The sequence below is a fragment of the Saccharomonospora glauca K62 genome (assembly GCF_000243395.2).
GTDB lineage: Bacteria > Actinomycetota > Actinomycetes > Mycobacteriales > Pseudonocardiaceae > Saccharomonospora > Saccharomonospora glauca.
Map to the genome: position 1 here is coordinate 2,468,406 of NZ_CM001484.1, position 26,207 is coordinate 2,494,612.

Annotated in this window: 26 protein-coding genes; 9 read left to right on the plus strand and 17 right to left on the minus strand. The window is 70.3% G+C overall.

Going from position 1 to position 26,207, the window contains the following annotated elements; genetic code table 11:
- Nucleotides 1-121: 121 nt before the first annotated feature.
- From SACGLDRAFT_RS11545 to SACGLDRAFT_RS11585, 9 genes are all read right to left on the minus strand, one after another.
- The gene (locus SACGLDRAFT_RS11545) at nucleotides 122-844 is read right to left on the minus strand and encodes an IclR family transcriptional regulator (RefSeq protein ID WP_005464763.1); all 723 of its coding nucleotides are present in this window, start codon (nucleotides 842-844) and stop codon (nucleotides 122-124) included.
- Nucleotides 845-847: 3 nt separating this feature from the next.
- A complete protein-coding gene (locus SACGLDRAFT_RS11550; protein ID WP_005464764.1) occupies nucleotides 848-1,600 on the minus strand; it encodes an IclR family transcriptional regulator in 753 nt (250 codons plus the stop codon).
- Between the two features lie 170 nt (nucleotides 1,601-1,770).
- Nucleotides 1,771-2,550 (minus strand): enoyl-CoA hydratase/isomerase family protein, encoded by a 780-nt coding sequence (locus tag SACGLDRAFT_RS11555; protein WP_005464766.1) that lies wholly within the window; start codon nucleotides 2,548-2,550, stop codon nucleotides 1,771-1,773.
- A gap of 45 nt (nucleotides 2,551-2,595) precedes the next feature.
- Entirely contained in the window at nucleotides 2,596-4,050 is a 1,455-nt protein-coding gene (locus SACGLDRAFT_RS11560) for an aldehyde dehydrogenase family protein (protein ID WP_005464768.1), read from the minus strand.
- Nucleotides 4,047-5,261 carry a CaiB/BaiF CoA transferase family protein gene (locus SACGLDRAFT_RS11565; protein WP_005464770.1) on the minus strand — a complete coding sequence of 405 codons (1,215 nt, stop codon included), beginning with the start codon at nucleotides 5,259-5,261 and terminating at the stop codon, nucleotides 4,047-4,049. The genes SACGLDRAFT_RS11560 and SACGLDRAFT_RS11565 overlap by 4 nt, the downstream gene beginning before the upstream one ends.
- Nucleotides 5,262-5,324: 63 nt before the next feature.
- A complete protein-coding gene (locus SACGLDRAFT_RS11570) occupies nucleotides 5,325-6,488 on the minus strand; it encodes a beta/alpha barrel domain-containing protein (RefSeq protein WP_005464772.1) in 1,164 nt (387 codons plus the stop codon).
- The gene (locus tag SACGLDRAFT_RS11575; RefSeq protein ID WP_005464774.1) at nucleotides 6,481-7,902 is read right to left on the minus strand and encodes an MmgE/PrpD family protein; all 1,422 of its coding nucleotides are present in this window, start codon (nucleotides 7,900-7,902) and stop codon (nucleotides 6,481-6,483) included. Before SACGLDRAFT_RS11575 ends, SACGLDRAFT_RS11570 begins: the two co-directional genes overlap by 8 nt.
- A 19-nt stretch (nucleotides 7,903-7,921) precedes the next feature.
- Entirely contained in the window at nucleotides 7,922-9,103 is a 1,182-nt protein-coding gene (locus tag SACGLDRAFT_RS11580; protein WP_005464776.1) for an acyl-CoA dehydrogenase family protein, read from the minus strand.
- Nucleotides 9,104-9,167: 64 nt separating this feature from the next.
- Complete coding sequence (locus tag SACGLDRAFT_RS11585; protein ID WP_005464777.1) at nucleotides 9,168-10,772, minus strand: thiamine pyrophosphate-dependent enzyme; 1,605 nt, start codon at nucleotides 10,770-10,772, stop codon at nucleotides 9,168-9,170.
- A gap of 275 nt (nucleotides 10,773-11,047) precedes the next feature.
- Between SACGLDRAFT_RS11585 and SACGLDRAFT_RS11590 the strand changes: the two genes are divergently transcribed.
- From SACGLDRAFT_RS11590 to SACGLDRAFT_RS11600, 3 genes are read left to right on the plus strand one after another with little or no spacing between them, the layout of a single operon-like run.
- A complete protein-coding gene (locus tag SACGLDRAFT_RS11590) occupies nucleotides 11,048-11,932 on the plus strand; it encodes a fumarylacetoacetate hydrolase family protein (RefSeq protein WP_040919892.1) in 885 nt (294 codons plus the stop codon).
- Nucleotides 11,933-11,952: 20 nt separating this feature from the next.
- A complete protein-coding gene (locus SACGLDRAFT_RS11595; protein WP_005464779.1) occupies nucleotides 11,953-12,930 on the plus strand; it encodes a cupin domain-containing protein in 978 nt (325 codons plus the stop codon).
- A gap of 20 nt (nucleotides 12,931-12,950) precedes the next feature.
- A complete protein-coding gene (locus tag SACGLDRAFT_RS11600; RefSeq protein ID WP_005464780.1) occupies nucleotides 12,951-14,141 on the plus strand; it encodes an FAD-dependent monooxygenase in 1,191 nt (396 codons plus the stop codon).
- A gap of 67 nt (nucleotides 14,142-14,208) precedes the next feature.
- On the opposite strand, the gene acnA is transcribed toward SACGLDRAFT_RS11600, so the two are convergent.
- The 4 genes from acnA to SACGLDRAFT_RS11620 form a co-directional block, all read right to left on the minus strand.
- Entirely contained in the window at nucleotides 14,209-16,833 is a 2,625-nt protein-coding gene (acnA, locus tag SACGLDRAFT_RS11605) for an aconitate hydratase (RefSeq protein WP_005464781.1), read from the minus strand.
- Nucleotides 16,830-18,050: a CaiB/BaiF CoA transferase family protein gene (locus SACGLDRAFT_RS11610; protein ID WP_040919894.1), complete on the minus strand. Its 1,221-nt coding sequence runs from the start codon at nucleotides 18,048-18,050 to the stop codon at nucleotides 16,830-16,832. The genes acnA and SACGLDRAFT_RS11610 overlap by 4 nt, the downstream gene beginning before the upstream one ends.
- 274 nt (nucleotides 18,051-18,324) lie before the next feature.
- A complete protein-coding gene (locus SACGLDRAFT_RS11615) occupies nucleotides 18,325-18,516 on the minus strand; it encodes a hypothetical protein (protein ID WP_005464783.1) in 192 nt (63 codons plus the stop codon).
- Nucleotides 18,513-19,166, minus strand: a complete 654-nt coding sequence (locus tag SACGLDRAFT_RS11620; RefSeq protein WP_005464784.1) for a DsbA family oxidoreductase — start codon at nucleotides 19,164-19,166, stop codon at nucleotides 18,513-18,515. The genes SACGLDRAFT_RS11615 and SACGLDRAFT_RS11620 overlap by 4 nt, the downstream gene beginning before the upstream one ends.
- A gap of 103 nt (nucleotides 19,167-19,269) precedes the next feature.
- Between SACGLDRAFT_RS11620 and SACGLDRAFT_RS11625 the strand changes: the two genes are divergently transcribed.
- Entirely contained in the window at nucleotides 19,270-20,043 is a 774-nt protein-coding gene (locus tag SACGLDRAFT_RS11625) for a LysR family transcriptional regulator substrate-binding protein (RefSeq protein WP_005464785.1), read from the plus strand.
- Nucleotides 20,044-20,056: 13 nt separating this feature from the next.
- Here the strand turns inward: SACGLDRAFT_RS11625 and SACGLDRAFT_RS11630 are convergent, their stop codons facing one another.
- Nucleotides 20,057-20,542: a MarR family winged helix-turn-helix transcriptional regulator gene (locus tag SACGLDRAFT_RS11630; RefSeq protein ID WP_005464787.1), complete on the minus strand. Its 486-nt coding sequence runs from the start codon at nucleotides 20,540-20,542 to the stop codon at nucleotides 20,057-20,059.
- Between the two features lie 145 nt (nucleotides 20,543-20,687).
- On the opposite strand from SACGLDRAFT_RS11630, the gene SACGLDRAFT_RS11635 reads away from it, so the two are divergent.
- The 5 genes from SACGLDRAFT_RS11635 (at nucleotide 20,688) to SACGLDRAFT_RS11650 (ending at nucleotide 23,455) form a co-directional block, all read left to right on the plus strand.
- Nucleotides 20,688-21,131 (plus strand): DoxX family protein, encoded by a 444-nt coding sequence (locus SACGLDRAFT_RS11635; protein ID WP_005464788.1) that lies wholly within the window; start codon nucleotides 20,688-20,690, stop codon nucleotides 21,129-21,131.
- Between the two features lie 235 nt (nucleotides 21,132-21,366).
- Complete coding sequence (locus SACGLDRAFT_RS22940) at nucleotides 21,367-21,498, plus strand: hypothetical protein (protein WP_005464789.1); 132 nt, start codon at nucleotides 21,367-21,369, stop codon at nucleotides 21,496-21,498.
- A complete protein-coding gene (locus SACGLDRAFT_RS11640) occupies nucleotides 21,495-22,082 on the plus strand; it encodes a biotin transporter BioY (protein ID WP_005464790.1) in 588 nt (195 codons plus the stop codon). The genes SACGLDRAFT_RS22940 and SACGLDRAFT_RS11640 overlap by 4 nt, the downstream gene beginning before the upstream one ends.
- 88 nt (nucleotides 22,083-22,170) lie before the next feature.
- On the plus strand, nucleotides 22,171-22,845 hold the full coding sequence (locus SACGLDRAFT_RS11645; protein WP_005464792.1) for an energy-coupling factor ABC transporter ATP-binding protein: 675 nt from the start codon (nucleotides 22,171-22,173) through the stop codon (nucleotides 22,843-22,845).
- Nucleotides 22,846-22,858: 13 nt separating this feature from the next.
- Entirely contained in the window at nucleotides 22,859-23,455 is a 597-nt protein-coding gene (locus SACGLDRAFT_RS11650) for an energy-coupling factor transporter transmembrane component T family protein (RefSeq protein WP_005464794.1), read from the plus strand.
- A gap of 22 nt (nucleotides 23,456-23,477) precedes the next feature.
- Here SACGLDRAFT_RS11650 and SACGLDRAFT_RS11655 read toward each other — a convergent pair whose 3' ends face one another.
- The 3 genes from SACGLDRAFT_RS11655 to SACGLDRAFT_RS11665 all read right to left on the minus strand — a co-directional run bounded on the left by SACGLDRAFT_RS11655 (nucleotide 23,478) and on the right by SACGLDRAFT_RS11665 (nucleotide 26,184).
- The gene (locus SACGLDRAFT_RS11655; RefSeq protein ID WP_005464796.1) at nucleotides 23,478-24,683 is read right to left on the minus strand and encodes an MFS transporter; all 1,206 of its coding nucleotides are present in this window, start codon (nucleotides 24,681-24,683) and stop codon (nucleotides 23,478-23,480) included.
- 160 nt (nucleotides 24,684-24,843) lie between these two features.
- Nucleotides 24,844-25,590, minus strand: coding sequence for a hypothetical protein (locus SACGLDRAFT_RS21555; protein WP_157608800.1), 747 nt, complete (start codon nucleotides 25,588-25,590; stop codon nucleotides 24,844-24,846).
- 219 nt (nucleotides 25,591-25,809) lie between these two features.
- Nucleotides 25,810-26,184: a hypothetical protein gene (locus SACGLDRAFT_RS11665; RefSeq protein WP_005464798.1), complete on the minus strand. Its 375-nt coding sequence runs from the start codon at nucleotides 26,182-26,184 to the stop codon at nucleotides 25,810-25,812.
- Nucleotides 26,185-26,207 lie beyond the last annotated feature (23 nt).

Consider the following 26,207-nt stretch of genomic DNA (forward strand, 5'->3'; position numbering starts at 1 on the left):
CCTTTCTCCGATCACGCTCGACGTGATCGTTCGCTGCGGTGGACTCAGCATCACCGCGGAGGACGAGTGACGCAGCCCTTTCTCGCACCCTGTGGAAATCCGACCCGCGACCCGCCGGGCGTCACCCACCGAGCGCGGCACCGATCCGACTCGCGGCGTCGGTCACCTTCTCCGTGATCTCGGGCAGTCTCTCAGCGGGCATCCGGCTGCTCGCGCCCGCCACCGACAACGCCCCGAAGACTCCCCCGCCGACGGCCCTCAGCACCGTGGCCACCGCGGTCAGACCGTCCTCCATCTCCCCCACCGACACGGCGACGCCCTCCCGGCGAAGCCGGGCGAGTTCCTCCGCGGTCGGCAGCTCGCTACCCCGGTACCGGGGCAACGTCTTCTCCACCTCTCGTAGCACTCGCTCCTCGGCGTGGGCGAGCAGCAACTTGCCCGCGGCGCCGTATCCCAGCGGCAACGGCGTGCCCACCGACGTCGCGGGCCTGAGCGTGTGCGGCGAGTCGACGGCCAGGACGCACACCCGGTGGCTCTCCTCGCGGACGTACAGGTGAACGCTTTCGCGAACCTCGTCCCGCAACCTGGTCATGATCGGTTCGGCGACGGCGCGAAGACCGAGGGAGCGATCAGCCAGGTGGCCCCACTGCACGAGCCGGTACCCCAGGGCGTACTCGCCGTCACCCGCGCGGCGGACCATGCCCAGGGCCGCCAGTTCGGTGAGCAGCCGATGGGTGGACGACTTCGGCATGGCAACGCTTTCGGCGACCGCACCCAATCGCATCGGCGCGCTGGCGCGCCCCAGCGTGTCGATGACCTGGACGGCTTTCTCGAGTACGGACATGCGCTAGCCGGCCGAGGGCATCGGGCTTGCGAGCCCCTTGGTGACCGCCTGCGCCGCGGCGAGGACCGCACGTCCGTGTCCCAGGACGTTGAGGCGTTCGGTGGGCACGACGAGGCAGATCGTGGAACGGATCGAACGGGTGTCGTCGAACAGCGGCGCGGCGAGCCACGACAGGGTTCCGGGGCCGGAACCACGCCGTACGGCCACGCCCGTACGGCGGATCTCCGCCAACTTTCGCCACAACTCGAAGTCCACGGTTCCTCCGGCCGCCCTCACCAGGTCGGCGGCCTCCTCGGACGGCAGGTACGCCAGGAACACCCAACCGGGCGCGGAATCGGTCACTCCGAGCCGGCGTGGCAACTGCTCACGCCGCACGTTCGCGTTGCCGGCGATGACGTCGGCCACCACCAACTGATCGCGGTCGCGGGAGGCCAGCAGAGTCGCCTCACCCGAAGCGGCGTGCAGGTCCACCAGGTGGGGCCGGGCGACGTCCTTGAGACGACGGGCGTCGGGCACGTCCCAGCCCAACCGCCACAACCACCTGCCGAGCCGGTAACGGCCTCGGGCGGCGCGCTCGACGGCCCCCCACTCGGCGAGATTCGCGAGCATGCGGTGCACCGTCCCCGGTGGGAGTTCGGTGCGAGCGCACAACGAACCGATGGTCTGTTCCGGCTCGTCACCGGTGAAGCATTCGAGGATGTCGAACGCACGTCCCAGAACGGAGCGGCGGCGCGGGTCGGCGGTGACCGGGGCCATGTCCCATACCTCCAAAAATGGAATGGCATTCAGGTATTTGGAACGAGGCGATCGTAAGTCGGCCCCCCCCCCGACCCGGCACAAGCCTCATTCGCGAGCCATTCCTCGCCCGGTCGTCGGCGTCCGTTCCGCCCGACGCCACGCCATGTCGCCGCTTCACCGCCACCGCGCTAGCGTCCCGTCCAGCGCGGCTCCCGCTTTTCCAGAAATGCTCGTGCGCCCTCCTTCTGGTCCTCGGAGGAATAGACGTCCGGTCCGATGTCGAGCCGAATGGCGGCATGCGGGTCCATGCCCTCGGTGCGGCGGTAGGTGAGTTTGAGTCGCTGCAACGACAACGGCGCCGCGGCGGTGATCTCCTTCAGGAGGTCGTTGGCGGTCTCCCACAACGCGTCGGCCGGGGCGAGTCGGTTGATCAACCCCCACCGAAGGGCCTCGGAGGTGTCGACGCGGCGTCCGGTGTAGAGCCACTCCATGGCGATACCGGGCGGAACCATGCGCGGCAGCGCCACCGAGGCGTAGTGGGCGCCGCGACCGCGCCTCGACTCGGGAACGGCGAAGTGTACTCCCTCGGCCACGACCCGAAGATCGCAGGCGAGCGCCAGCTCGAACCCTCCGGCCACGGCCGGGCCGTTGACGACCGCGACCGTCGGTTTGCGACTGTCTACAAGCACCTCGAACAGACTGCGGTATCGGTTGTGCAGAGGGCCGTACCACGTCTCGCCCCGATCCGCGCGTTCCCGCGCCTCGGTCAGGTCCGCTCCGGAGCAGAACGCCGTACCGGCACCGGTGATCGCCACCGCGTACACCTCCGGATCGTGGTCGGCTTCGATGATCGCGTCCACCAACGCGTCGTTGAGGGCCCGGTTCAGCGCGTTGCGCCGGTCGGGCCGGTTGAGCGTCAGGATTCGAACGCGGCCGCGGGTCTCCACCCGCAGGACGGGGTCGTTCACGGGATCGTTCTCCTCGTCGTGTCGTCGGTTCGGACGGCTCGCTTCTCACCAGTACGACGGCGCCTGTCCGCGCACCGTCACCCACTGCCGTTCGGTGAACGCGTCGAGATTCACCGCGTGGCCGCCGTGCCGGGCCCCGTTGCCGGACGCGCCGACTCCGCCGAACGGAGCCACCGGTTCGTCGTTGATCGTCTGGTCGTTCACGTGGACCAGCCCGGCCGGGACCCGTTCCGCCACGGCCAACGCACGCAGGGCGTCCCGGCCGAAGACGCTCACCGCCAGGCCGTAGGCCGAGTCGGAGGCCAGCTCGACGGCCTCGTCCACGTCGGAGAAGGTCACCACGGGCGCGACGGGGCCGAAGACCTCCTCGCGATACGCCGGGGCGTCGAGGGGGACGTCGGCCAGCACGGTCGGCCGGTAGAACGGGCCGTCGTACGTACCTCCGGTGACCAGCCGCGCTCCGACGTCGACGCTGCGGGTCACCAGGTCGTGGACCCTCGTGCACTGGGCCTCGTCGATGAGCGGCCCGATCTCGGCGTCGCTGCGGGCCGGATCGCCCGAGCGCAGCGACTCGGCCCGGCGGGCCAGCGCGTCGACGTAACGGTCGGCCACCGACTCGTGGACCAGATGCCGCCCGGTGGCCATGCAGATCTGACCGGCGTGGCGGAAGCTGCCCCACGCCCCGGCCGAGGCGGCCGCGTCGACGTCGGCGTCGTCGAGCACGATCGTCGCGGAGTTGCCACCCAGTTCGAGGTGGGCGCGTTTGAGCTGTCGGGCCGTCGATTCGGCGATCGCACGGCCCGCCTCCGTGGAGCCGGTGAAGGCGATCACCGGAACGTGCGGGTGCGCCACCAGCGCGGCTCCCACGTCCGCGTCGCCGGGAAGCACGTGGAGCAGCCCCGGCGGCAGGCCCGCTTCCTCGAACACGCGGGCCAAGAGCACCCCGCCGACGACCGAGGTACGCGGGTCGGGCTTGAGCACGACGGCGTTGCCGAGCGCGAGCGCGGGAGCCAGCGACCGCAGCGCCAGCAGGATCGGGGAGTTGAACGGTGCGATGACCCCGACGACTCCCACGGGCACGCGACGGGCCAGCGACAGCCGGGGCTGGGTGGTGCGCAGGACGTCGCCGTGCGGTACGGCGGCCAACGCGGCCGCCTCGTGACATTCCTCGGCGGCGATCGGTCCCTGCGGGGCGGCGACGCGGCGGGGAGCGCCGGCGTCCCTGGCGAACAGCTCCGCGATCTCGTCGGCCCGCTCGACGAAGATCGCCGCGGCCGACCGCAGGACCCGTGCGCGGGCGTCGTACGGCAGCGCGGCCCAGTCGCGCTGCGCGGAGCGCGCCGTCGCCACGGCGTGCTCGACGTCCTCGGGCGTGGCCGTTCCGACGGTGCCGATCGGCTTCCCCGTGGCGGGTTCGGTGGCCTCCGTACGCCGCGTGGCGGGCCGCCATTCCCCGTCGAAAAGGCATCCCTCCCACGCGACTTCGTCGAGCACGCTCATGCCCGTCCCCCGCCCACGACGCCCTCCGCCCGCAGGGCGTCCCGCTCCGGCTCGGGGACGCCGAGCAGCTCCAGGACGGCGTCGGTGTCGGCCCCCAGTTCCGGTGGCGGGCACTGGTGATCGGGATAGTCGCCGTCGATCGTGATGGGCAGGTTGACGACGGCGAAGTCCTTCACCGCCGGGTGTTCCATCGGTTCGACAAGCCCCAGCGCCTTCACCTGCTCGTCCCGCACCATGTCGGGAACGCTGTTGACGGGCGAGCAGGGCACCCCCGCCTCGGCGAGCACGTGCAGCAGTTTCTCGGTGGTGAAGCCACGAGTCACCTCGCCGACGGCACGCTCGACCTCGGCCCGGTTGGCCGCACGCTCGGGATTGGACCCGAAACCGTCGCGTGTGGTCAGTTCCTCCGCCCCGGTGGCGCGGCAGAAGCGCAACCACAGCGTCTGGTTGCCCGCGGAGAGAAAGATCCAGCCGTCGCTGGTGGGAAAGGCCCCGTAGGGCACCACACCCGCGTGCCCGGAGCCGAGATTGCGGGGTTTGCCGTTACCCGCGAGGGCCCCCATCACGTTCGCGTGCACCCACGTGATCGCCGTCTCCAGCAGGGACACACCGACGTGGGACCCCTCACCGGTCCGGTCCCGACGGCGAAGCGCGTCGAGGATGCCGATGACGGCCCACATCGCGGTTCCCTTGTCCAGCACCGACAGCGGCACTCGTCTCGGGGGCCCGTCCCCCGTGCTCATCATGTCGATGATGCCGGTGTAGGCCTGGAGCAACGGGTCGTACGCCGGGTCCTCGGCCTTGGGCCCGGTGCGACCGAAACCCGTCATGTCGCAGTACACCAGCCGGGGGTTCACCTCGCGCAGGACCTCCGGGGTGAACCCGGCCTTGGCCAGCGCGCCGGGACGGAGGTTCTGCACGAGGACGTCGGCTCCGGCGATCAGTTCGGTGAGGATCTCCTTACCCCGTGGGTGCTTGTAGTCGAGTTCGATGCTCCGCTTGTTGCGGTTCAGGTGCAGGAACGCGATGGACTTCCCGTCCCAGTCCGGTGGCGCCCAGGCACGGGTGTCGTCACCCGAGCCGATCCGCTCGACCTTGATGACCTCGGCGCCGAGGTCGCCGAGGATTTGCCCCACGAACGGTCCGGCGACGGAGGTGCTGATCTCCACGACCCGAAGACCGGTGAGCGATCCGCTGGTGCTGGCTGACATGTCTGCCTCTCTTCGCTAAGGCGTGGCGTGCCACGTTTCTTCTCGAAAGCTCCTCCGCTGCCTTCAGGCCTCGTTCTCGGGACGACGCAGGGCGATCGGCCGTCCCGCCTCGACGGCGTCCCGCGCGGGTGAGGTGATCGGTTTCTTCCACGGGGCACGGCAGCCGTCGTAGACCTTCGGGCCGAGCCGGAAGTGCTGGGCCTGGTCGAAGGTCTCCACGAAAGGCATGTCCATCGCGTAGAGCGCCTCGCCCCGCGGTCGCGGCCCGGCCTTGCTGACGTGGCCGTACAACTCGTGTCCGACGACCTCCTCGGCCAGGTGAGCGGCCTCGATGAGCGCGGCGAGATCGACGCCCGTGTCGATGCCCTCCTCCTCCAGCAGGTCCACGAGGTCCTCGGTCGGGATCATCCTGGTGGCACGCCCGTTGCCGCAGTAAGGGCAGCCGCCCATCCCGTCGATCGACGTGTCCAGCGCGAGCGTGTGCTGCGCTCCCAGGACTCGCAGCGCCTGGTAGGCCGAGACCAGCGCGCTGCCCCGCCCGTCGTGCAGGTGCAGGTGGTAGGTGGTGACGTCGGGGAAACGGTCGAGACAGGCCCGCAACGTCTCCTCCACTGCCCGCGGCGTGTTCCAGCTCATCGGGTCCCCGAGCCAGATGGTGCGGGGCTCGACGCCGTGTTCGCGCCAGTGCGCGAACTGCAGGTCGAGGACCTCCATTCGTTGGTCCGTGGTGAAGGGGCCCAGCCAGTTGGAGCCCCACGCGGCGTTGACGGCGACGATCGCGTCGGTGATCCCGCGTTCCACCGCGCTCGCGACGACACGGGGCAGGGCCGCGATCTCGTCGGCCTGGGTACGAGCCGTGTTGCGCTGCACGAACACGTCGCACAGATGCACGGTGGTGCGCTGCACCGGTCGGGGCGGCGACAGCGGTGGGGTGTGTTCGGCGCGGCGTTCGACCCCTCGGGCGTTGAGGGCGAGCGCGGTGTACTCGACCCCCTCCACCGGGGTGAATCCGGCGATGACCTCCTCGACACGGGCCATCTGCGGAACCCACTTCGGACTGACGAAGGAGCCGACGACGATGTGTTTCAGCCCCGTGGCCGACAGCGCGTCGAGGAGCCTCACCTTGTCCTCGACGGGGATGTCGGCGCTTTCGATCTGCATGCCCTCGCGCATGCCTTCCTCGTGGATGACGACGGTGGGCAGGCCCGCCGATTCGGTACTACTCACTCGAATGCCTTTCGGAACGGGAATCGTTGTCACGGAGCGCGGCGAGTGCCCCGGCGAGCGCGCCCGGCTCGACGAGGGCACGTCGTAGCAGTGCGAGAAGCGTCTCGGTCGCGTCCTTCGCGTAGCCGCCCGCACCGGCGGCGGCTCGGAACTTGTCGTCGATCTCGGCGTCGGTCAGCGGGTTGCGCGCGTCTCCTCGCGTGTGCAGGACCAGTCGTTGCGCGGTGGCACCGCCGGTCAACCGCACACGCACCAAGGCGTACGGCTGGCCGGCGAGGTCGGGACGGTCCGGCGGGGTGTCCTCGCCGTGGACGTGGACCCGGCGCATGAGATCGCGAACGGTCGGGTCCGCCAGCGCGGCGTCGGTGAAGTCGGTGATGCCCGGCGCCCCGCGCAGCAGGGTGGTCGCCACGGTGTAGTGCAGGCTGAACTTCGCCTCCAGCCCGCTGGTGGGCAGTCGCCGGAGCAGCGGCCGCAGCGAGCGTCGTCCGGCCCACACCTCCACCGACTCGACCTCGGCCGGGTCGATCTCCTCGCGTAGTTCGAGGACGGCGTCGAGGGAACGGTGGGTGCCGTAGCAGGACGGGTAGCGCTTGAGCGACCAGTCGTGCGGCCAGTCGCGTTCCCAGTGCTCCAGCCGTTCTCCGAGGCGCTCCCCGGCGGTGCGGTCCGGGGCGCCGAAGAGGGCGAGGAACCCCGACCGGTGTTCGAGTTGGTCGGGTGCGGCGTCCAGACCGTGTTCCGCCAGGGAGACGGCGACGACGGCGTCCCGTGCCGCCAGCCCGGCGTGCAGTGGCTTGGTGGCGGTGCCGAAGTTGGCCAGGCTTCCCGCCGCCATGGAGGCCACGACCCCCAGCGCGTGCCGGGTCGTGGTCATGTCCAGACCTCGCAGTCGCGCCAGGGCCGCGACGGCTGCCAGGCGCCCCACCGTGGAGGTGCTGTGCCAGCCGCGCTCGTAGTGGGTCGCCATCGGCAGGGCCTCGCCGATGGCCCGCAGCACCGCATTGCCGACGTCGAGGGCTTGGGACACCGAGGTGGGGTCCGGCTCGGTCCCGTCGTCGCGGACCACGGCCAGCAACGCCGGCCACAGCACCGTGCTCGGGTGCAGCGGCATCGAGGGACAGGCGTCGTCGAAGTCCAGGGCATGGCCCGCGGTGCCGTTGAGCAGCGCGGCCTGTGCGGCACCTCGGCGGATGCCGGCCCCCCACACCACCGAGGTGCCCGTGGTGGGCTCGGAGTCGGCCCAGCGGCTCACGGCCCGGAACGCGGGAGTCTCCCGGCCGGCCAGTGCCACGCCGACCACGTCGACCAGACTACGAGTGGCGGCGGCCACCCGGTCCTCGGTTGGGTGGCTCCGCCCGCAGGCGAAGCGCGCCACGGTCTCCGTGATTCCCGGACTGCGTGTGTCGGACATCGGCGTCGTCCCGGACGAGTCAGTACGACTTCGGCATGCCCAGGTCTCGGTGGGCGATCCCGGCCAGGATGATGTTGGTGCTGATCGGCGCGATGAGGGGACCTCGGGCGGCACGGAACTTCTGCTCCACGCCGTACTCCGACGCCAACCCGTACCCGCCGAAGGTGTCCATCGCCGCGTTGGCGGCGTCCCACTGGGCCTGTGCGGCGAGCAGCTTCGCGATGTTGGCCTCGGTACCCGACCGGCTCCCCGCCTGGAACTTCTCCGCCGCCTGCCACCGCAGCGCACTCGCCGCCCGCAGGTTGGCGAAGGCCTGCGCGATCGGGAACTGGATGCCCTGGTTCTGGCCGATGGGACGCCCGAAGACGACTCGCTCCTTCGCGTACTCGACGGCCCGGTCGATGAACCACAGTCCCGAACCGACGTACTCGCTCGCCGCGAGGATCCGCTCGGCGTTCATCCCCGACATGGTGACCTTGAACCCCTTGTGTTCCTCGCCGATGAGGTTCTCGACGGGCACCCGCATGTCGGTGAACGTGAGCTGGTTCGTGTGGTGACCACTCATCACCTTGATCGGCTTGATGTCGAGGGTCCCCTCGGCCAACGCCTCCCGCATGTCGACGAGCAGCACCGAGACGCCGTCGGTCTTCTTCTCGACCTCCTCGTACTTCTTGGTGCGGCAGACCAGCAGCAGCAGATCGGACTGCTTGGCCCGCGAGGTGAAGATCTTGCCACCGTTGACGATGTAGTGGTCGCCCTCCCGCCGGGCGAAGGTGCGGATACGCGTGGTGTCCGTGCCCGCGTCCGGTTCGGTGACGCCGAAGGACTGCAGACGCAACGTGCCGTCGGCGATCTTCGGCAGCCACTTCTTCTTCTGCTCCTCACTGCCGTGTCGCAGGATGGCGCCCATCGTGTACATCTGGGCGTGGATCAGCGTTCCCGGAGCGCCCCAACGGTTGCAGGTCTCCAGAAACAGCGCGGCCTCCGGGATCGTGGCCCCTCCCCCGCCGTACTCGGTGGGGATGAGCATCGACAACCATCCGCCTTCCTGCAACACGTCGACGAAGTCCTGGGGGTACTCCCCCGATTCGTCCACTTTGATCCAGTACTCGCGGTCGTAGTTGACGAGGATGTCCGAGACCGCGTCGCGCAGCTCCTCCATCTCCTTCGGGAGGTCCTCGGCGAGCCAGTCCTGGGCCATGACGAAACCTTTCTCGTGCGGTGGGAACAAACGGGGTGAGACGAAAGCCGCGGGGAAGGGGTCCTCAGTCGGTGGTCACCGCGACGTCGAGCACCAGGGGTTCGCTCCGGGTGGCGAGTCCGGGAACGACCTCGTCGAGTGCCGCGACCAGCTCGTCGGTGGTCTCAATCCGGCGAGCCTCGCACCCGAACCCCGAGGCGAGTGTGGCGATGCTGACCTCCTCGAAGCCGGGCCACGGAGGTTTGACCCCGGCGTTGGCCGCGAGACGGTCCATCACGGCGTAGCCGCCGTTGGACAACACGAGGTAGAGGACCCCGGCACCGTACTTCCGGGCGCTCCACAGGGCCTGGATGTTGTACAGCGAGGCACCATCGCCGACCACCGCCACCACGGGACGGTTCGGGCGGGCCAGCTTCACTCCGGCCGCGGCGGGCAACGCGAACCCGAGTCCACCCATGGCGGCGGTGAGGAATCCCGACGGCGTGCGCACGGGCAGGGTCGCGAGCAGTTCCCGTCGTGTGGACGGGCTTTCCTCGAAGTAGGTCGACTCGGCGGGCAAGCGCTCCGCCAACGCGGTGAAGACGTCGCGGGGCGACGGGGTTCGTCCGTGCGGAGTCGTCGCGGGCTTCTCGTCGGCCGGGTGACGGGACGTTCCCTCCGGCCTCGGACGCGGGGCTCGTACGGTCACCCGGTCGGCGAGGCCGGCGACGGTCGAGCCGACCGGCGCCAGCACCACGAGCTCGGCGGCGCTCCGCGCCGCATCCTCCGCGTCGTCGGTGACGACGACCACCGACGTCCCCGGCTCGACGAAGGCGCCCGGTTCGTACAGGTACTGCCGGAAGGCCGAGCCTCCGAGGACCAGCACGAGATCGTGGCCGGAGAGCGCGGCGCGCAGCGCGGCCCGCCCCGGCGGGAGGTGGCCCGCGAACAGCGGGGAGGTCTGGTCGAACCCCATCCGGTAGGCGTAGGCCTCCTGCCAGACCGGGGCGTCCAGCGCGGTGGCCAGCCGGTGGGTCGACTCCCAGGTGTCCGGGTCGTCGGCCAGCGCCCCGAGCACCAGTGTCGGTCGTTTCGCGTCCTCGATCAGCGCGGCGACCTCGTTGAGTGCCTCGGGGTCGGCGGCGGTGGCGACGGTGATTCGCTCGGCGGCGGGGGCCAGGTCGACCTCGCCCACGGGCTCGGCCCAGTCGTCCATCGGCACGATCACCACGGCGGGTCCCCGACGCAGGACGGCGGCGTGGAACGCGCGGGCGACCGCGGCGGGCACGTCCGCGGCTCGCGCGGGCTCCTCCACCCCGACCGGGTAGTCACCCGCCAACGCGGCGAGTCTGCCGGTGAGGAACGGTTCGCTGGCGAGATGCCGTCGGTCCTGCTGGCCGACGAGCGTCACCAGCGGTATCCGGTTGGCCCGAGCCGTGGAGAGGGCTCCGACGGCGTTGCCGTAGCCCGCGGCGGTGTGGAGGAGGGCGACCGACGGTCGTCCCGACGCCACGGCATACCCGCTGGCCAACCCGACCACGGAGCCCTCGTGCAGGGCCAGCACGAGCTCCAGGTCGTCGGGAAGTCCTGCGAGCAGGCCCACTTCGGTGGAGCCGGGATTGGCGAAGATCCGGTCGACTCCACGGGCACGCAGCACGTCGAGGACGGCATCTCGAACAGTGGTGGGCAACGGGACGACACTCCTCTTTCCCGAACACCCCGCGACGGGGGTCGTGGCGGCGGACGAGTGGAAGCGTTCCGGAACGCGCGGGACCTCGGAATCGGTTCTCGCACCCACCGGAACGCCGATTCCGTCACGCCCGTTCTTCCCGCTCGTCATCGCACTCAGCGGAACTCCACTTCCGTCGGGGCGGTCGGCGTTCCTAACGTCGGGCCACCGAATTCTGGGGAAAGGACCGTCGGCCGGAGCCCGCGTCCGTGCCGGTCGGCACCAAGGAGGCAAGTTTGAAGATCGCCCGTTTCGAAAACGGCCGCATCGGCCTTGTCGTCGACGACCACGTCGTGGACGTGACGGACGAGATCGGCGTCGAGCCGCAGCAGTGGCCGCCGGTCGGTCCACTCCGGATGATCGCGGACTTCGAGCGCCACGCCGAGGCGCTGAAGAAGGCGGCCGAGGTCGGCGACCGGGTACCGCTGAGTTCGGTCCGCCTGCTCACCCCGGTGCCGTGGCCGAGCAAGATCGTCGCGTTTCCGGTCAACTACCACGACCACGGCCGGGAGATGCGGGCCGACTACCGCGCCGACCACCAGGGCTTCTTCCTCAAACCGCCGTCCTCGCTGTCCGGCCCCGCCGAGCCCGTGGTACTGCCCGCCCTGTCCGGCCGGGAGGTCCACCACGAGGCGGAACTCGCCATCGTGATCGGCCGTGGTGGCCGCGGCATCACGCGGGAGAACTGGCGCGAGCACGTGTTCGGGTACGCGTGCCTGCTCGACATGGTCGTGCGGGGCCGGGAGGAGCGGGTCTTCCGCAAGGCCTACGACACCTTCTGCCCGGTCGGTCCGTGGCTCACCACCGCGGACGAGGTCGGCGACCCGGCCGCGCTGGAGATGAAGCTGTGGGTCAACGACGAACTGCGGCAGCACGCGAACACCGCCGACCTCGTCCTCGACATCCCCGGCATGATCGAGATGGCCTCGGCGGTCATGACGCTTCATCCGGGCGACATCATCGCCACCGGCACACCGGCCGGGGTCGGTCCCGTCACCGACGGCGACGTGATCCGCATCCACATCGACCGGGTCGGTGAGATGTCCGTTCCGGTTCGCCGGGGCGAGCTGGGCGCCACTCCCGTCTTCGACAAGCCCTACACCCCGGACATCGCCAAGTAGCCGAAGGAGAACCAGCACCGATGACCACGACCCCCGCGACGGGACTGCCCGATCCCGCGTCCGTGACCTCGCTCGACGAGCTGTACGCCCTGTTCGACGAGCTCAGCATGGAAGGCGGTTGGCACCGCCGCAGCCCCGCGCTGTGGCCCGAGCCGCGCAAGAACCTGCTACCGGCGAGGTGGAGTTACGCCGACATCAAGTCCGTGTTGGACGCCGCGGGCCGACTCGTCGACCACAGCATGGCCGACCGGCGTAACGTGACCCTGACGAATCCCGCCGAGGGAAACATCTACCCGACCGTGCGGACCCTCGTCGCCGCGTACCAACTGATTCGTCCGGGCGAGACCGCCGACGCCCACCGGCACACCCCCAGCGCCCTGCGGATCATCCTCGAAGGCCGGGGGACGTCCACCGTCGTGAACGGGGTGCGACTCGAAATGCGGCCCGGCGACGTCCTGCTCACCCCCAGCTACGCCTGGCACTCGCATTCGGCCGCCGGCCCCGACGACTGCTACTGGGTGGACATCCTGGACGTCCCGCTGATCCACCTGCTGGAGCCCATGTTCTTCGAACGTCACCCGGACGAGCTGGAGTCCGATGTGGTCGACGCCGAGGAATCCCCTCTCGCCTTCCGGTGGGAGGACTCGCTCGAACGCCTGGCCGCGCAACGGACCGCTCCCGAACACGGTATGGCCGAACGCGAGATCCAACTCGGTGACCCGGCACTGCGCACCATCGCGCTGCACGTGCAGCAGATGTCGGCGGGGTTCCGGTCGGCGACCTCCCGCACGACGGCCAACTCGATCTTCACCGTGTTGCGGGGCAGCGGGGAGACCGAGATCGACGGCGAGGTCTTCTCCTGGGAGAAGGGCGACATCATCGCCGTGCCCGCGTGGCGGCCGTACCGGCACCGAGTCAGCGCCGACGCCTACCTCGTCCGCGCGAGCGACGAACCGGTGATGCGGGCCTTCGACCTGCTGCGCACCACCACCGCCTGACCTTCCGAGGAGTGGACGACATGCACGTGCTGATAGCGGGCGGCGGGATCGGGGGCATGACCACCGCACTCGCGTTGCTGCGCCGAGGGTTCCGGGTCGACCTCTACGAACAGGCACCGGAACTGACCGAGACGGGCGCCGGGATCCAGATCAGCCCGAACGGCAACCGGGTCCTCGACGCGCTCGGCCTGTTCGAGGAACTCCAGGCACTGTCGTGCGACCCCGAACGCAAGGAGCTCCGGCTGTGGGACACCGGGCGCCGTTGGCCGATGTTCACCCTCGGCGAGAAGGCGGTCGAGCGCTACGGCTACCCGTACCTGACGGTCTACCGCCCCGACCTGCTCGGGGCGTTGGAGAGGGCCGTGCGCGCCGCGTCGCCGGACAGCGTTCACCTGGGTTCCCGCGCGGCCGGGTTCGACCAGGACGACGACGGCGTCACCCTGCTCCTGGAAAGCGGGGAGCGGGTTCGCGGTGACGTGCTGCTCGGCGCGGACGGCTGGCGTTCGGTGGTCCGCAACCAGTTGTGGGGCGAGGAGACCACACCGGAGTTCTGCGGCATGGTGGCCTGGCGCGGTCTGGTGCCGATGGAGGTCCTGCCCGACCACCTGGCCACCAACGTCGGGACCACGTGGATCGGTCCGGGTGGGCACGCGGTGAGCTATCCGTTGCACAACGGCGAGATCATGAACTTCGTCGCGACGATCGAGGGCAAGGAGTGGACCTCCGACCGGGGCTTCGAACCCGGAACGGCGGAGGAGTGCCTGGCCGACTTCGCCGGCTGGCACGAGGAAGTGCACACCCTCATCACCCTCGCGCCGAAGCTGTCCAAATGGGCGCTCCGCCAGCGGGACCCGATCCCCCGGTGGTCGTCCGGCAGGGTCAGTCTCGTCGGCGACGCGGCCCACGCGACGTTGCCGTTCCTCGCGCAGGGCGCGGTCCACGCGATGGAGGACGGTCTGGTGCTGGCCCGCGCGCTGGAACAGTACGGAACGGACCCCGCGCACGCGCTCCAGCGCTACGAGCGAGCGCGGATCGACCGGACCAGCCGCATGGTCCGCGGCGCGCGGTCGAACACCGAACGTTTCCACAGCCGGGAACTCGCCGACGAGAAGTCCGCGGAGAAGTACCTGGCGCGGGAATGGAGCAACGAACCGATCGCCGACCGCTACGAGTGGCTGTACTCCTACGACGCGACCACCGTCGCGATCTAGCACGGCACGCGAAACGACGGCCCGCTTCCTTTCGGCAAGGAGGCGGGCCGTCGGTCTTTCGTGGTGGTCAGGCGTCGGTCACGGCCGTGTTCGCCGCCGCTCGCAGCCGGGCCAGCAGCTGTCCGACCACTCCCCCGTGCCGCAGCCAGGACGCCTCGACGTCGTTGTCCAGCCGCTTGCGCCCCCGGTAGCGGCGCACGACGCGATCACGACGGCGAAGAACAACCTCGACCGTCGGGGAGTCGGTGGCCACACCGAGGAGGTCCAGGCGGTCGCCGGCGTCCAGCTCCGCCGGGTCCAGGTCCGGACACTCGACCGGGAGCACCCCCATCGCGACGAGATTCGTGCGGTGAATCCGTTCGAAGCCACGCGCGACGACGGCCCGGACCCCGAGCAGGCGGGTGACCTTGGCCGCCCAGTCCCGCGCCGACCCGGCCCCGTAGCGGTGTCCGGCCACCACGACGGCGGGCACCCCGGCACGCGCGAAGTCGGCCGCCGCCTCGTGGACGGGAACCGGCTCCGGGGGACGTTCTCCGGTCGTCGGACTCAGCCCACGAGTCCATCCGCCGGTCCGGCCGGGGACGAGCAGGTTCTCCAGCCGCGGGTTGGCGAACCCACCGCGCAGCATCACCTCGTGGTTGAGTCGGCGGGAGCTGAAGCTGCCGAAGTCGGTGGCGGCGACGCCCCTTTCGGACAGCCACCGCCCGGCGGCGGAGTCGCGGGTGATCCGGGCCACTGGGGAGATGTGGTCGGTGGTGACGTCGTCCCCGAGCACGAGCAGGGCCGCGGCGCCGTGGATGTCACCGCTGACGGCGGGTGAGGTGAACGGCTCGTCCGCGAACGGGGGACGCCGGATGGAGCCGGCCTCGTCCTCCCACTCGTACTCGGGGCCGTCCGGACACGACAGCTCCCGCCACCGCCGTGTCGTCAACGCGTTCGTGGCCGCCCGCCGCAGCGCGTCGGTCCCGAACTCGCGGACGATCTCGTCGATCTCCTCCTGTTTCGGCCAGAGGTCCGAAAGCCGCACCGCCTTTCCGTCGGGCGTGTGCCCGAGCGCGTCGGTGTCGAGATTCGTCCCGATGTTCCCGGCGAACGCCGCGGCCACGACGAGGGCGGGCGAGGCCAGGTAGCTGTCGGCCACGTCCGGGTGGATGCGGCCGGGGAAGTTGCGGTTGCCGGACAACACGGCGACTCCACGCTCCCCCGTCTCCGCGAGGGAAGCGGACACGCCGTCCTTCAGGGGCCCGGAGTTGCCCATGCACGTGCCACAACCGAAACCGGCGACCTGGAAGCCCAAGGCGTCCAAGTCGTCCTGCAGTCCGCTGGCGGCCAGGATGTCCGCGGCGGAGCGGGAACCGGGTGTGAACGAGGTCTTGACCCAGTCCGGGACTCGGAGCCCGTGCTCGCGGGCCCGGCGAGCCAGCAGTCCGGCGGTCACCAACGCGCTCGGGTTCGCGGTGTTCGTGCAGCTGGTGATGGCGGCGATCACGACGCGGCCGCCGGGCCGGCCCGGCGTGGTCGTACGGGTGTTCTCGGCGACCTCGGTGGGGGAGACCGCCTGGTGTGGCCGGATCGGCCCGGCCATGGTCCGAGGTATCCGCGTCAGGTCGAGTTCGCAGGTCTCGGCGAAGCGAATCGTTTCCTCCGGCTCGCCCGCTTCGGACAGCAGGCCCTGGGCACGCAGGTAGTCGGCGACCAGGTCGGCCGGACGACCGGTGGCCCTCAGGTACTCCAGCGTGCGAGTGTCCGGCGGGAAGAAGGCCATGGTGGCGCCGTACTCGGGGGCCATGTTGGCGATCGTGGCGCGGTCGGCCACGGACAAACTCGCCAGCCCCGGCCCGTGGAACTCCACGATCTTTTCCACCACACCGTGCTCGCGCAACATCGCGGCCAGCCGGAGCGCGACGTCGGTGGCCACCACGCCGGGCCGCATCCGTCCCGTCACGCGAACCCCGACCACCGGGGGCACCCGGACGAACAACGGTTGACCGAGAGCCGCCGCGGTCGCCTCGATGCCACCCACACCCCAGCCCACCACGCCCAGCGCATTGATCATGGTGCTGTGGCTGTCGGTGCCCACCATCGTGTCGAACGCGGCGATGTTCCGTTCCCCGTCTCGCTCGACGTGCACGACGTCGGCGAGCACCTCCAGGTTGAGCTGGTGGCAGATCCCCACGCCGGGAGGGACGACCCGCAGTCCGGGAATGCGGTTCTCGCACCAGCGCAGGAACCGGAAACGGCGGGCGTGCCGCTCGTACTCCCGGTCCTCGTTCGTCCGTCGCGCGGCGGCACTGCCCGCCGCGTCGAGTTCGACCGCGTGGTCGACGACCAGGTCCATGCGTTTCCGCGTGGCCACCCACTCGACGGGCAGTCCTTCGGCGGCCACCCGCTCGCGGAGGACGGCGAGATCGGCGAGGACCGGCAGGCCGGAGGCGTCCTGCAGCAGGATTCGTCCGGGATGGAACGGGATGGACGAGTTCTCCTCCCCGGCGGCCAGGGCCCGCAGGTGCCGAATCGTGGCGGCCGGGTCGACGCAGTTACGGAGCAGGTTCTCGGCGAGTACCCGCAGCGAGCGGGGCAACGAACCGATGTCGACGCCGAGGTGTCGTTGCGCCGCCGCCGGGCTGACGTACCACGTGCCGGGATGGCCGGGAAGCGGCCGGAGCCAGTCCCGCGCTGCGGAGTCGCTCATACCGCCCCCTGTTCCCGCAGCGACGCGATCTCGGCCTCGGTGAACCCGAGTTCGGCGAGGACGGCGTCGGTGTGCTCGCCGAGCCGGGGTGCTCGCGACCGTGGCGTGACGGACCGTCCGTCCACTCTGGTGGGTGCGCCCAGAACCTCGATCGTCTGCCCGTCGTCGGTGGGCAGTTCCACCTCGCTGACCAGCCCTCGGTGTCGGATCTGCTCGGACCGCAGCGCGGCCGGCACGGACACGACCGGCGCGGCGGGGACTCCGCTGGCCAGCAGGATCTCGTCCCATTCCCGCGCCGGCTTCTCCTTCAACGTCCGTTCCAGCTCGGCGCGGAGCACGTCGCGGTTGCGTTTCCGGTCCTCCCTCGTGCGAAACCGCGGGTCGGTGAGCAACTCCTCACGTCCCAAGGCGACACAGAGGGCCTCGTACTGTTCCTGCTTGTTCGCCGCGATGTTGAGTTCCCCGTCGCCGGTCTCGAACGTGCCCGAGGGGGCCGAGGTGACGTTCTCGTTGCCCATGGGTGTCGGCTCGCGGCCCGCGACGAGGTGATCGGACACCACCCAGCCCATCGACGTGATCGCGGCGTCGAGCATGGAGGTGTCCAGGTAGGCACCCCTGCCGGTGGCGCGCTGCCGCACCAGTGCCGAAGCGATCGCGAAAGCGGCCGCCAGCCCACCGAAGCTGTCGCACACCGGAAAGCCCACGCGCAGCGGGGCGGTCCGCGGGGTCCCGGTCACCGACATCATCCCGGACAGCCCTTGGATGACCTGGTCGTAGGCGGGCCGGTCGCTCATCGGCCCGGTGGCCCCGAAGCCCGAGACCGCGCAGTAGACCAGACGTGGATTGATCTCGCGCAGTCGCGGCCACCCGAAGCCCAGCCGGTCGAGCACGCCGGGACGGAAGTTCTCGATCAACACGTCGGCGTCGGCCACGAGCCGTTCGAAGACCTCGCGTCCGCCCGGTGACTTGAGGTTGACCGTGACCGACCGTTTGCCCGAGTTCTGCGCCAGGAAGGAGACACCGAGTTTTCTCTCGCTCAGCTCCCGGCTGGCGCCGAGCTGGCGAGCGAGGTCACCACTGCCCGGAGTCTCCACCTTGACGACGTCCGCCCCCATGAGGGCCAACTGGTAGCCGGCGAACGGTCCGGCCAGCACGTTGGTGACGTCCAGTACCCGAACCCCCGCGAGCAGGCCGGGATCACCGGTCGCGGTCGACATGTCGTTCACGGAACAAGGCCTCCACACTGCCCATCCGAGCCCACTGGCGCGTGGCGGACACGCGCCACTTCCAAACGGAGCGGGCAGGCCCGGCTCACCACGCCCACCTGCCTCCGCTGTGGACGGGCAGCGACATCGGAGGACCCCGTCGTCACTCGTGATCGTCGCTCGTGATCGCGCGGCCTGCCTCCCACCGAGCACAGGCTCGCGCATCGAGCTCGGTGAGGGCAGCGCTTCTCGCGCTCAGCGGAACTCGAGTTCCCGGCGGTGGAGGTCAGTCGTCCCGGTCGTTCCCCGCCGTCTCGTCGGTGGCGGGCAGGAAGCAGACGTCGCCCACGCACATCGCGGCGTCCGAAGCGCCGAGGGAGAGGAACGGACCGGCGTCCCGAGGGGGATCGGGTTGTTCGCCGGGGTCGTCGAGAGGCCGAAACGCCGTGGCGTCCGACGTCGTTCGGGAGTCCGTCACGAGGTCCTCCTCTCGGCGTGGGCCCGCCGGAGTGCTTCGCGGAACACGTCGGGGTCCTGCGCCCCGGAGACGGCGTACCGGCCGTCGAACACGAAGAACGGTACGCCCCGAATGCCGAGCATCCGGGCCTGCCGCAGGTCGTTCTCGACGGCGTCGGCGTAGGCCTGCTCCTTCAACACCCGAAGCGTCTCGTCGCGGTCGAGCCCCACGTCGCCGGCCAGCTCGGCCAGTTCCTCGGCCCGCCCGACGTGCCGCCCCTCGGTGAAGTAGGCGCGGAACAACCGCTCCACGAGGTCGAGCTGCTTGCCTCGCTCCTTGGCGTGGTGCAAAGCCTGGTGGGCCAGCAGTGTCTTGGTGTGGCGCAGCGCGTCGAAGTCGTAGTCGAGCCCGACCGAGGCGGCGATCTCCGACACCCGCCGCAACATCTGCTCGACCTGCTGGGGCGGGATTCCCTTGTGTTCGGCGAGGAAATCGACTTCGCTGCCCTCGAAGTCCACCGGGGTGTCGGGGGCGAGTTCGAAACTGTGATAGGTCACGGCGACGTCGGCGTCGTCGAATCCGGCCAGGGCGTCCTCGAACCGGCGCTTGCCGATGTAGCACCACGGACACGCGACATCGGACCAGACGTCAACCTGAATTGGCGAAGACATGTCCGTCACAACCCGGCACCCACCGTGACTATTCCCGGACTCGGGGCCCGCGCCGTCCGACCGGTGCCGCGCCCGCACCCCGCCCGGTCGGTAGGCTGGCCGGGTGCCGGACGAACAACCCACGTTCACCCTCGCGTACGTGCCCGGTGTCACACCGGACAAGTGGGTGCGACGGTGGCGGGAGCGGTTTCCCTCGGTCCCGTTGGACCTCGTCCACACCCCCGCCGCCGACGCCGCCACCCTGGTACGAGACCGCGACGTCGACGCGGTGCTGTTGCGGCTGCCGGTGGACCGGACGGGCCTGCACGCGATCCCGCTCTACACCGAGACGACCGTGGTCGTGGTCCCGAAGGACCACCTCGTGACCGCGGCCGACGAGGTGTCCCTCGACGACCTCGCCGACGAGATCGTGCTCCACCCTCTCGACGACACCCTCGACTGGGAGGGACCACCCGGACGTCCGGCCATCGAGCGTCCGGCCACGACCGCGGACGCCGTCACGCTGGTGGCGGCCGGGGTGGGGGTGCTCGTCGTGCCCCAGTCGCTGGCCCGGCTGCACCATCGCAAGGACCTCACCTACCGACCCGTCACGGACGCGCCACAGTCCCGTGTCGCGCTGGTGTGGCCGGAGGAGGAGACCACGGACCTGATGGAGCAGTTCATCGGCATCGTCCGTGGCCGCACCGTCAACAGCACACGCGGTCGCCGGCCCGCTCCGGCCACGCGCTCCCGCGCCGAGGAACGCGGCAAGAAGGCCGGTGGCGGGAAGGGCACCGGGAAGGAGTCCCGGACGACCGGCCGCCGTGCCGTCCGGAGGACACGCCACCCCAACGTCGGACGAGGCGGACGGCGCCGGAAGCCACGTCGGCGCTCCTAGCCGCGCGCCGACCTCACCGGACTCCGTCGCCCCCGGTGGCACGAAGAGTCCGCGCCACGGTCTCCAAGCCCTCGGTGATGGCCCGCTGCTGCGTCTCGTCGAGCAGGTCGATCAGTGACGCGCGCACGACGGCGACGTGCTCCGGCGCGATCTCCCGGAGCTTCTCTCGCCCGGCCTCGGTGATCGCCGCGTTGACGCCCCGGTCGTCGGTGGGACAGCGATAGCGGCGCACCAGTCCCCATTCCTCCAGCTTGGCCACCTGGTAGGTCACTCCGCTTTTGGAGGTCACGACCGAGTCGGCGAGTTCGGTCATGCGCAAAGCACCGTCCGGCGCGTCGGCGAGGCGCACGAGGATCTCGTACTGCGGGTGCGACAGCCCGGCGCGTTCCCGTAACTGGTGTTCCACTCGCCGCTCGACGAGGTGGCTCGCCGCCAGGAAGGCTTTCCACGCCTTCATCTCCTGTCGGTTCAGCCACCGGGGTTCGACCATACGGGACATCGTAGACGTCACCACTTGTTCGAATTTGAACCACACGCTACCGTACTGAAAGTTCAAATTTGAACCACTACGCCGCGTTCGAACACCAACACCGAGCGCGACGACCTCGCACCACCTACGTCACTCACGACCGAGGAGACACGTGATGCCACAGCCGACACAGACAGTCCGCGACCTGATCCCGCTCGTGGCCCGGATCGCGGTGGGGGTCGTCTTCATCGCACACGGTCTGCAGAAGTTCCTGGAGTGGGGAGTGGACGGGACCGCTGCCTCGTTCGAGCAGATGGGCGTGCCCCTGCCCGAGGTGTCCGCGTGGATCGCCGCACTCGTCGAGACCGTGGGCGGCCTCGCGTTGCTGGTGGGCTTCGCGCTACCCGTCGCCGGCGTGCTACTGGCCGCCGTCATGGTCGGCGCCATGGTCTTCGTCCACCTTCCGCAGGGCTTCTTCGCCTCCGAAGGCGGAGTCGAACTCGTGCTCCTGCTCGCCGCCGCCGCGCTGGCGCTCGGGTTCAACGGCGGCCGCTTCAGCGTCGACCACGCGCTGGGCTCCGGGAGGAAGCTGAGCACCGGGACTCCGGTCAACTCCTGACGCGACACCCCGTCCCGGCCGTCTCGCCGAGCGGACGGCCGGGTTCGCCGAGGTCGTCCGCGACGTCCCCACCGCCGACCCCGGCCGCCGCGGGGCGGCGTCCACGACGTGGACTTGTAGACTGAGGCGCGTTCCGACAAGGCAGCCACCGCACCGGCTTCCCGGTTCCTCGGGAACACCGCGCGGTGGCCGACGACGCAGGACGGGTTGTGGCGTGGCGGCAACGAGAACCGATATGGCGGCGGTCACTTCCGACACGGTGAGCACGGAGCCTCCGACCCCCGGCGAACCGAACGGGAAGGTGTCGTACCTCACCGTCGAGCGGGAAGTCACAAAGGACGGCGACGCGCCGGTGGTGTCGCCGTGAGCGGCGCCACGCCGAAGGGACGCGCCCCCTCCACCGCCGGTGACCTCGCGCGCACGGTCGTGTTCGCCGCGTTCATCGCCGTCCTGGGGCTCTTCCCCGGCATCCACATCGGCGGGTCCGGAGTGCCGATCGTGCTCCAGAACGCCGGTCCGCTGCTGGCCGGGTGTGTCCTCGGCGCGCGTCGTGGCGCCGCGTCCGTGTTGCTGTTCCTCGCCCTGACCGCCATCGGGCTGCCTCTGCTGTCCGGCGGTCGCGGGGGTCTCGCGTCGTTCGTCGGTCCCTCCGCCGGGTTCCTGGTGGGCTGGCTCGTCTCGGCGGCGGTCGCCGGGTTCGTCGCCACACGGCTTCGCGGGCCCCGACTCCCCGTGTTGTTGTTCGCCGGCGTGGCGGGGGTGCTCGCCGACTACGCCGTGGGCATTCCGTGGCTGGCGACGTACACGGGGCTGCCCGCGGCGGCGGTGCAGTCGCTGGTGTTCGTGCCGGGTGACGCGGTGAAGGCCGTGGCCACCGCGACGATCGCGGCCGTCGCGCACCGGGCGTTGCCCGGCCGGATGGCGGCCGAACGAGAGATTCGCACCGAATGACCACCCCGAACACCGTCCGGGTCCTCGTGCCGGAACCCCGCGTTCCCGGACATTCGACGGCCGCGTCGCCCGCGCGGGAGGCGATCAAGTGATCGAGTTCGACGGTGTCACACACCGCTACGGCGACCGCCTCGTGCTGTCGGAGGTGGAGCTCCGGCTGGGTGAGCGTCGCGTGGCGTTCGTGGGTGCCAACGGTTCCGGCAAGTCGACGCTGGCCCGGATGATCAACGGTCTGGTCCTGCCCACCACCGGCCGGGTGCTGGTCGACGGGCTGGACACCGCCCACGAGGGCCGAGCGGTACGGCGGCGGGTCGGGTTCATCTTCACCAATCCCGACAGCCAGATCGTCATGCCCACGGCCGGGGAGGACGTCGCCTTCTCCCTGCGACGCAGTGGTTTGCCCAAAAAGGAGCGGGCAGCACGGGCGGCGGAGGTGTTGGCCGCGTACGGGCTCGACGGGTACGCCGACCACCCCGCCCACCAGCTCTCCGGGGGACAGAAGCAACTCCTCGCGCTGTGCTCGATGCTCGTGCTCGAACCGGACGTGCTCGTGTGTGACGAGCCCACCACGCTGCTGGACCTGCGCAACAAACGCCGCTTCGTCGAGGTGTTGAAGGAGCTCGACCAGCAGGTCGTCCTGGTGACCCACGATCTGGACCTGCTCGACGACTTCGACCGAGTGGTCGTCCTCGACGAAGGCCACGTCGTGGCCGACGACGCTCCCCAGCCCGCCCTGCGCCACTACCGGAAACTCGTCGACTGATCGAGGACACGCCATGAACTGGTACGAGCCGGGGACGAGCCCGCTGCATCGCGTCTCCGCCGGGCCCAAGCTGCTCGTCCTGTTGGCGCTGACCACCGTCGTGTTGGTGCTGTCCTCCCCCGGTTGGCTCGGCGGTCTCTGCGCCGTGGTGGCCGCGGGCTACGCCGTCGCGCGAATCCCCGTGGGCCGGTGCCTGCGACTCGCCCGGGGCCTCGCCCTGCTCGTGGCGTTCGTGTTCGCGTTGCAGTGGTGGCTGCTCGGTGCGTACGGCGCGCTCGTGGTCTGTCTGCGGATCGTGACGGCCCTGGCCGCCGCCAACCTGTTCACCCTGACCACCCGCGTCGACGACGTAGTGGCCGCGGTCGAACGCGGTGGCCGTCCCCTACGACGATTCGGACTGCGGCCCGAGCGGTTGGGCTTGCTCGTCGGGCTCACCCTGCGGGCCATCGCCGTCCTCTCCGACACCGCCATCCAGGTACGGGAGGCGGCCAAGGCCCGAGGAGCGGACCGCTCCCCCACGGCGTTCGCCGTCCCCTTCCTGGTACGCACCCTCCGCCACGCCGACGAACTGGGCGAAGCCCTCGCCGCGCGGGGCGAGGGCGATCGCTGAGACCACGACCGCGGGTACCACTTCAGCGGCTCCGGGCCCGGAGCGCACCGGCGAGTGCCAGCACGACCAGTCCGGCGAAGGGCACCACCAGCAGGCCCACACGCAGGCTCGTGGCGTCGGCGATCAACCCCACCACCGGCGGGGAGAGCAGGAAGCCCAGGCGCATGAGCCAGGAGACGAGGGTCAACCCCGTGCCCGGCTTGAGGCCGGGTAACTCGTCGGCTTCGTGCATGGCCGCCGGCACCAACGTCGCCACCCCCAGGCCCGCGGCGGCGAAGCCGACGATCGTTCCGGGGACCGTGGGCACCGCCAGCGCCGTCCCCATGCCGACCGCGGTGATCAGCCCCCCGGCACGGGCCACCGCACGCTGACCGAACCGGTTGACGAGCCGGTCTCCGACGAGCCGTCCGACGAACTGGGCCCCGACGAGGGCGATGTAGCCGGAGGCGGCCAGCGCCGCCGACGCGCTCAACGCGTCGGAAAGGTAGAGGGCCGCCCAGGAGTTGCCCGCGTCCTCCACCAGCGTGCCCGCCGTGGCGATGAGCACGAACGCGGTGAGCAGCCATGCGATGCGCGCCCCTCCCACCGCACGCGGGGACCCTCCCGCCTCGTCACCGCGGTCGGCTTCCGACGTTGGCTCGGTGTCGGGGCCGGGCAGGCAGAACCGCAGGGCGAGGAACGCGACGACAGCGAACAACACCACCGCGATCGACAGGTGGGTCCCGCGCGAGAGGTCGAGCGCGATCGCTCCCGCGGCCATCGCACCGCCGGTGACGGCGCCGATCGACCAGATGGCATGGAAGGAGTTGATGATGGAACGTCCGTACCGGCGCTGCACTCGTAGGCCGTGGGCGTTCTGCGCGACGTCGGTGATCGCGTCCATCGCTCCCGCCAGGAACAACGCACCGGCGAACAGCAGCACAGACTCGGCCAGCCCCGCGGCGAGGACGCTCCCCCCGACCAACAGGGTGCTACCGACCGCGACCCGCGCCGAGCCCCACCTGCGGATGAGCGTCCCGGCCGCCAGGCCCGCCGTGATGGCACCGGCCGGAAACGCCGCGACGGCCAGCCCGTAGGTGGCGTTGGCGATCTCGAGATCCGCCTTGATCTGCGGGTACCTCGGCAGCAGGTTGGCGAACAGGGCCCCGTTCGTGAAGAACAACACGGCAACGGCGAAACGCGCTCGCCGCTCGACGGGGGTGGGCGAGCTCAACACGGCAGCGGTCACTTTCCCCACCCTATCGACGGACGCTGACGAACGGGGAGTGCTCGGGAAGCCCGGTATCGGTCATCGGGACGGTGCATGTTCTGCGAACATGCGTGCACAGCCTGCGGACACGCGTGCGTAATCTGCGGACACGCGTGCGTAATCTGCGGACACGCCGGGGTCAGCCTTCTTTGCGGAACAGGGCCGCCGTGGCTCGATGGATCGCCACGCCGTCGAGTGGAGGGGCCTTGTCCTTGCCCTCACCGATGTGGGCGAGCAACCTGGAGTCCGGCGCGTACCGATGTTGCTCCAGGTAGTACTCGATCGTGTCGGGCCAGATCCAGACTCCGTCGGTACGGAAGTTGAGCGGCACCACGGCTCCGCGTTCGGGAGCGGCGACGTCCCGCGCGGTCGCCGTCGTGGTCACGATCGTCGGAGCGGAACGCAGGTAGGCCAGGAGACGGGCGCGTTCCCCCGCGTCGTCGATCCTGGGGTGGTCCGGGGCGAAAAACGGGCTCCCGTCGTCGTGGACGCCGTCGAACGTTCGCGCGACGGTCAGCACCGGTTCGGGGGTCGCCGCCCACACCAGCTCGCCGTACGCCCTGATCATCCTCTGGTACGGCGAGACGCCCCCGCCGGTCGTCGCCACCTCCACCGGGGAGCGTTCGAGGGCGGTCGACATCGTGGCCGGGTCGATGGTCAACTCGGTGCCGTCGACCTCGACGAGATACACCCATCGCCCCTCATGGTCATCCGGCGACGAGAAAGGCACCTGCCGTGCACGCCACATCCCCTTGACGGCCGGTTCCGCGCTCACCAGCGCGATCAACGTGGCGAGTTCGAACTCGTCGGCCGCGCCCCCGGAGGTCCCGTGCTCGACGTCGGCGAAACGCCAGTGCGACGACGACCGATCCGTCGTCGGGTCCACGAACATCACCGCATCCGTCCGTTCCCGCACCGTGGGGTTCGATGGTCTCGACAGCGTCGATCACGTGGTGGGCCCGCGTCGCGTCGAGCACGAGCTCCACGCGACGCGGGCTCGCTTCGGGAGTGCCTACCCCGAGTACCGACTCACCGAGCGAAGGAGGGAATACCATGAGCAGCGAACACCGGGGTGCGGTTCTCCGTCAGCAGCTTTCACTCGGTCCTACGAGACGACGAAGCCGGGGCCCGCGATCCCCCGGACCTCGGCGCCCCTGAGTCCGTTGTAGATGGCGGAGCCGATGAACTTCCCGTCGGCGTATACGTCGATCCGTTCGTTCCGGTCGCCACCGACCTGACTGTTGGTGCAGATGACCCCACCGTTGTCGCCTCCGGGATTGGGATCGGGGACCACCGGGGGAGTGATGCTGAGGCCCCGCTCCGGGAACTTCACGGTGAGGACGAATCCCGGTCCGTGGCACACCGTGATCTTCCCCGGGGTCGCGGCCTGCGCCACCCCGGCGGAGACACCGGCGAGGCCCATCGCGAGAGCAGCGGCGACTCCACTGGTCACCAGCGTCCGACCGAGCTTCCTTGCCATTTCTCCCTCATTTCGCGAGCTGT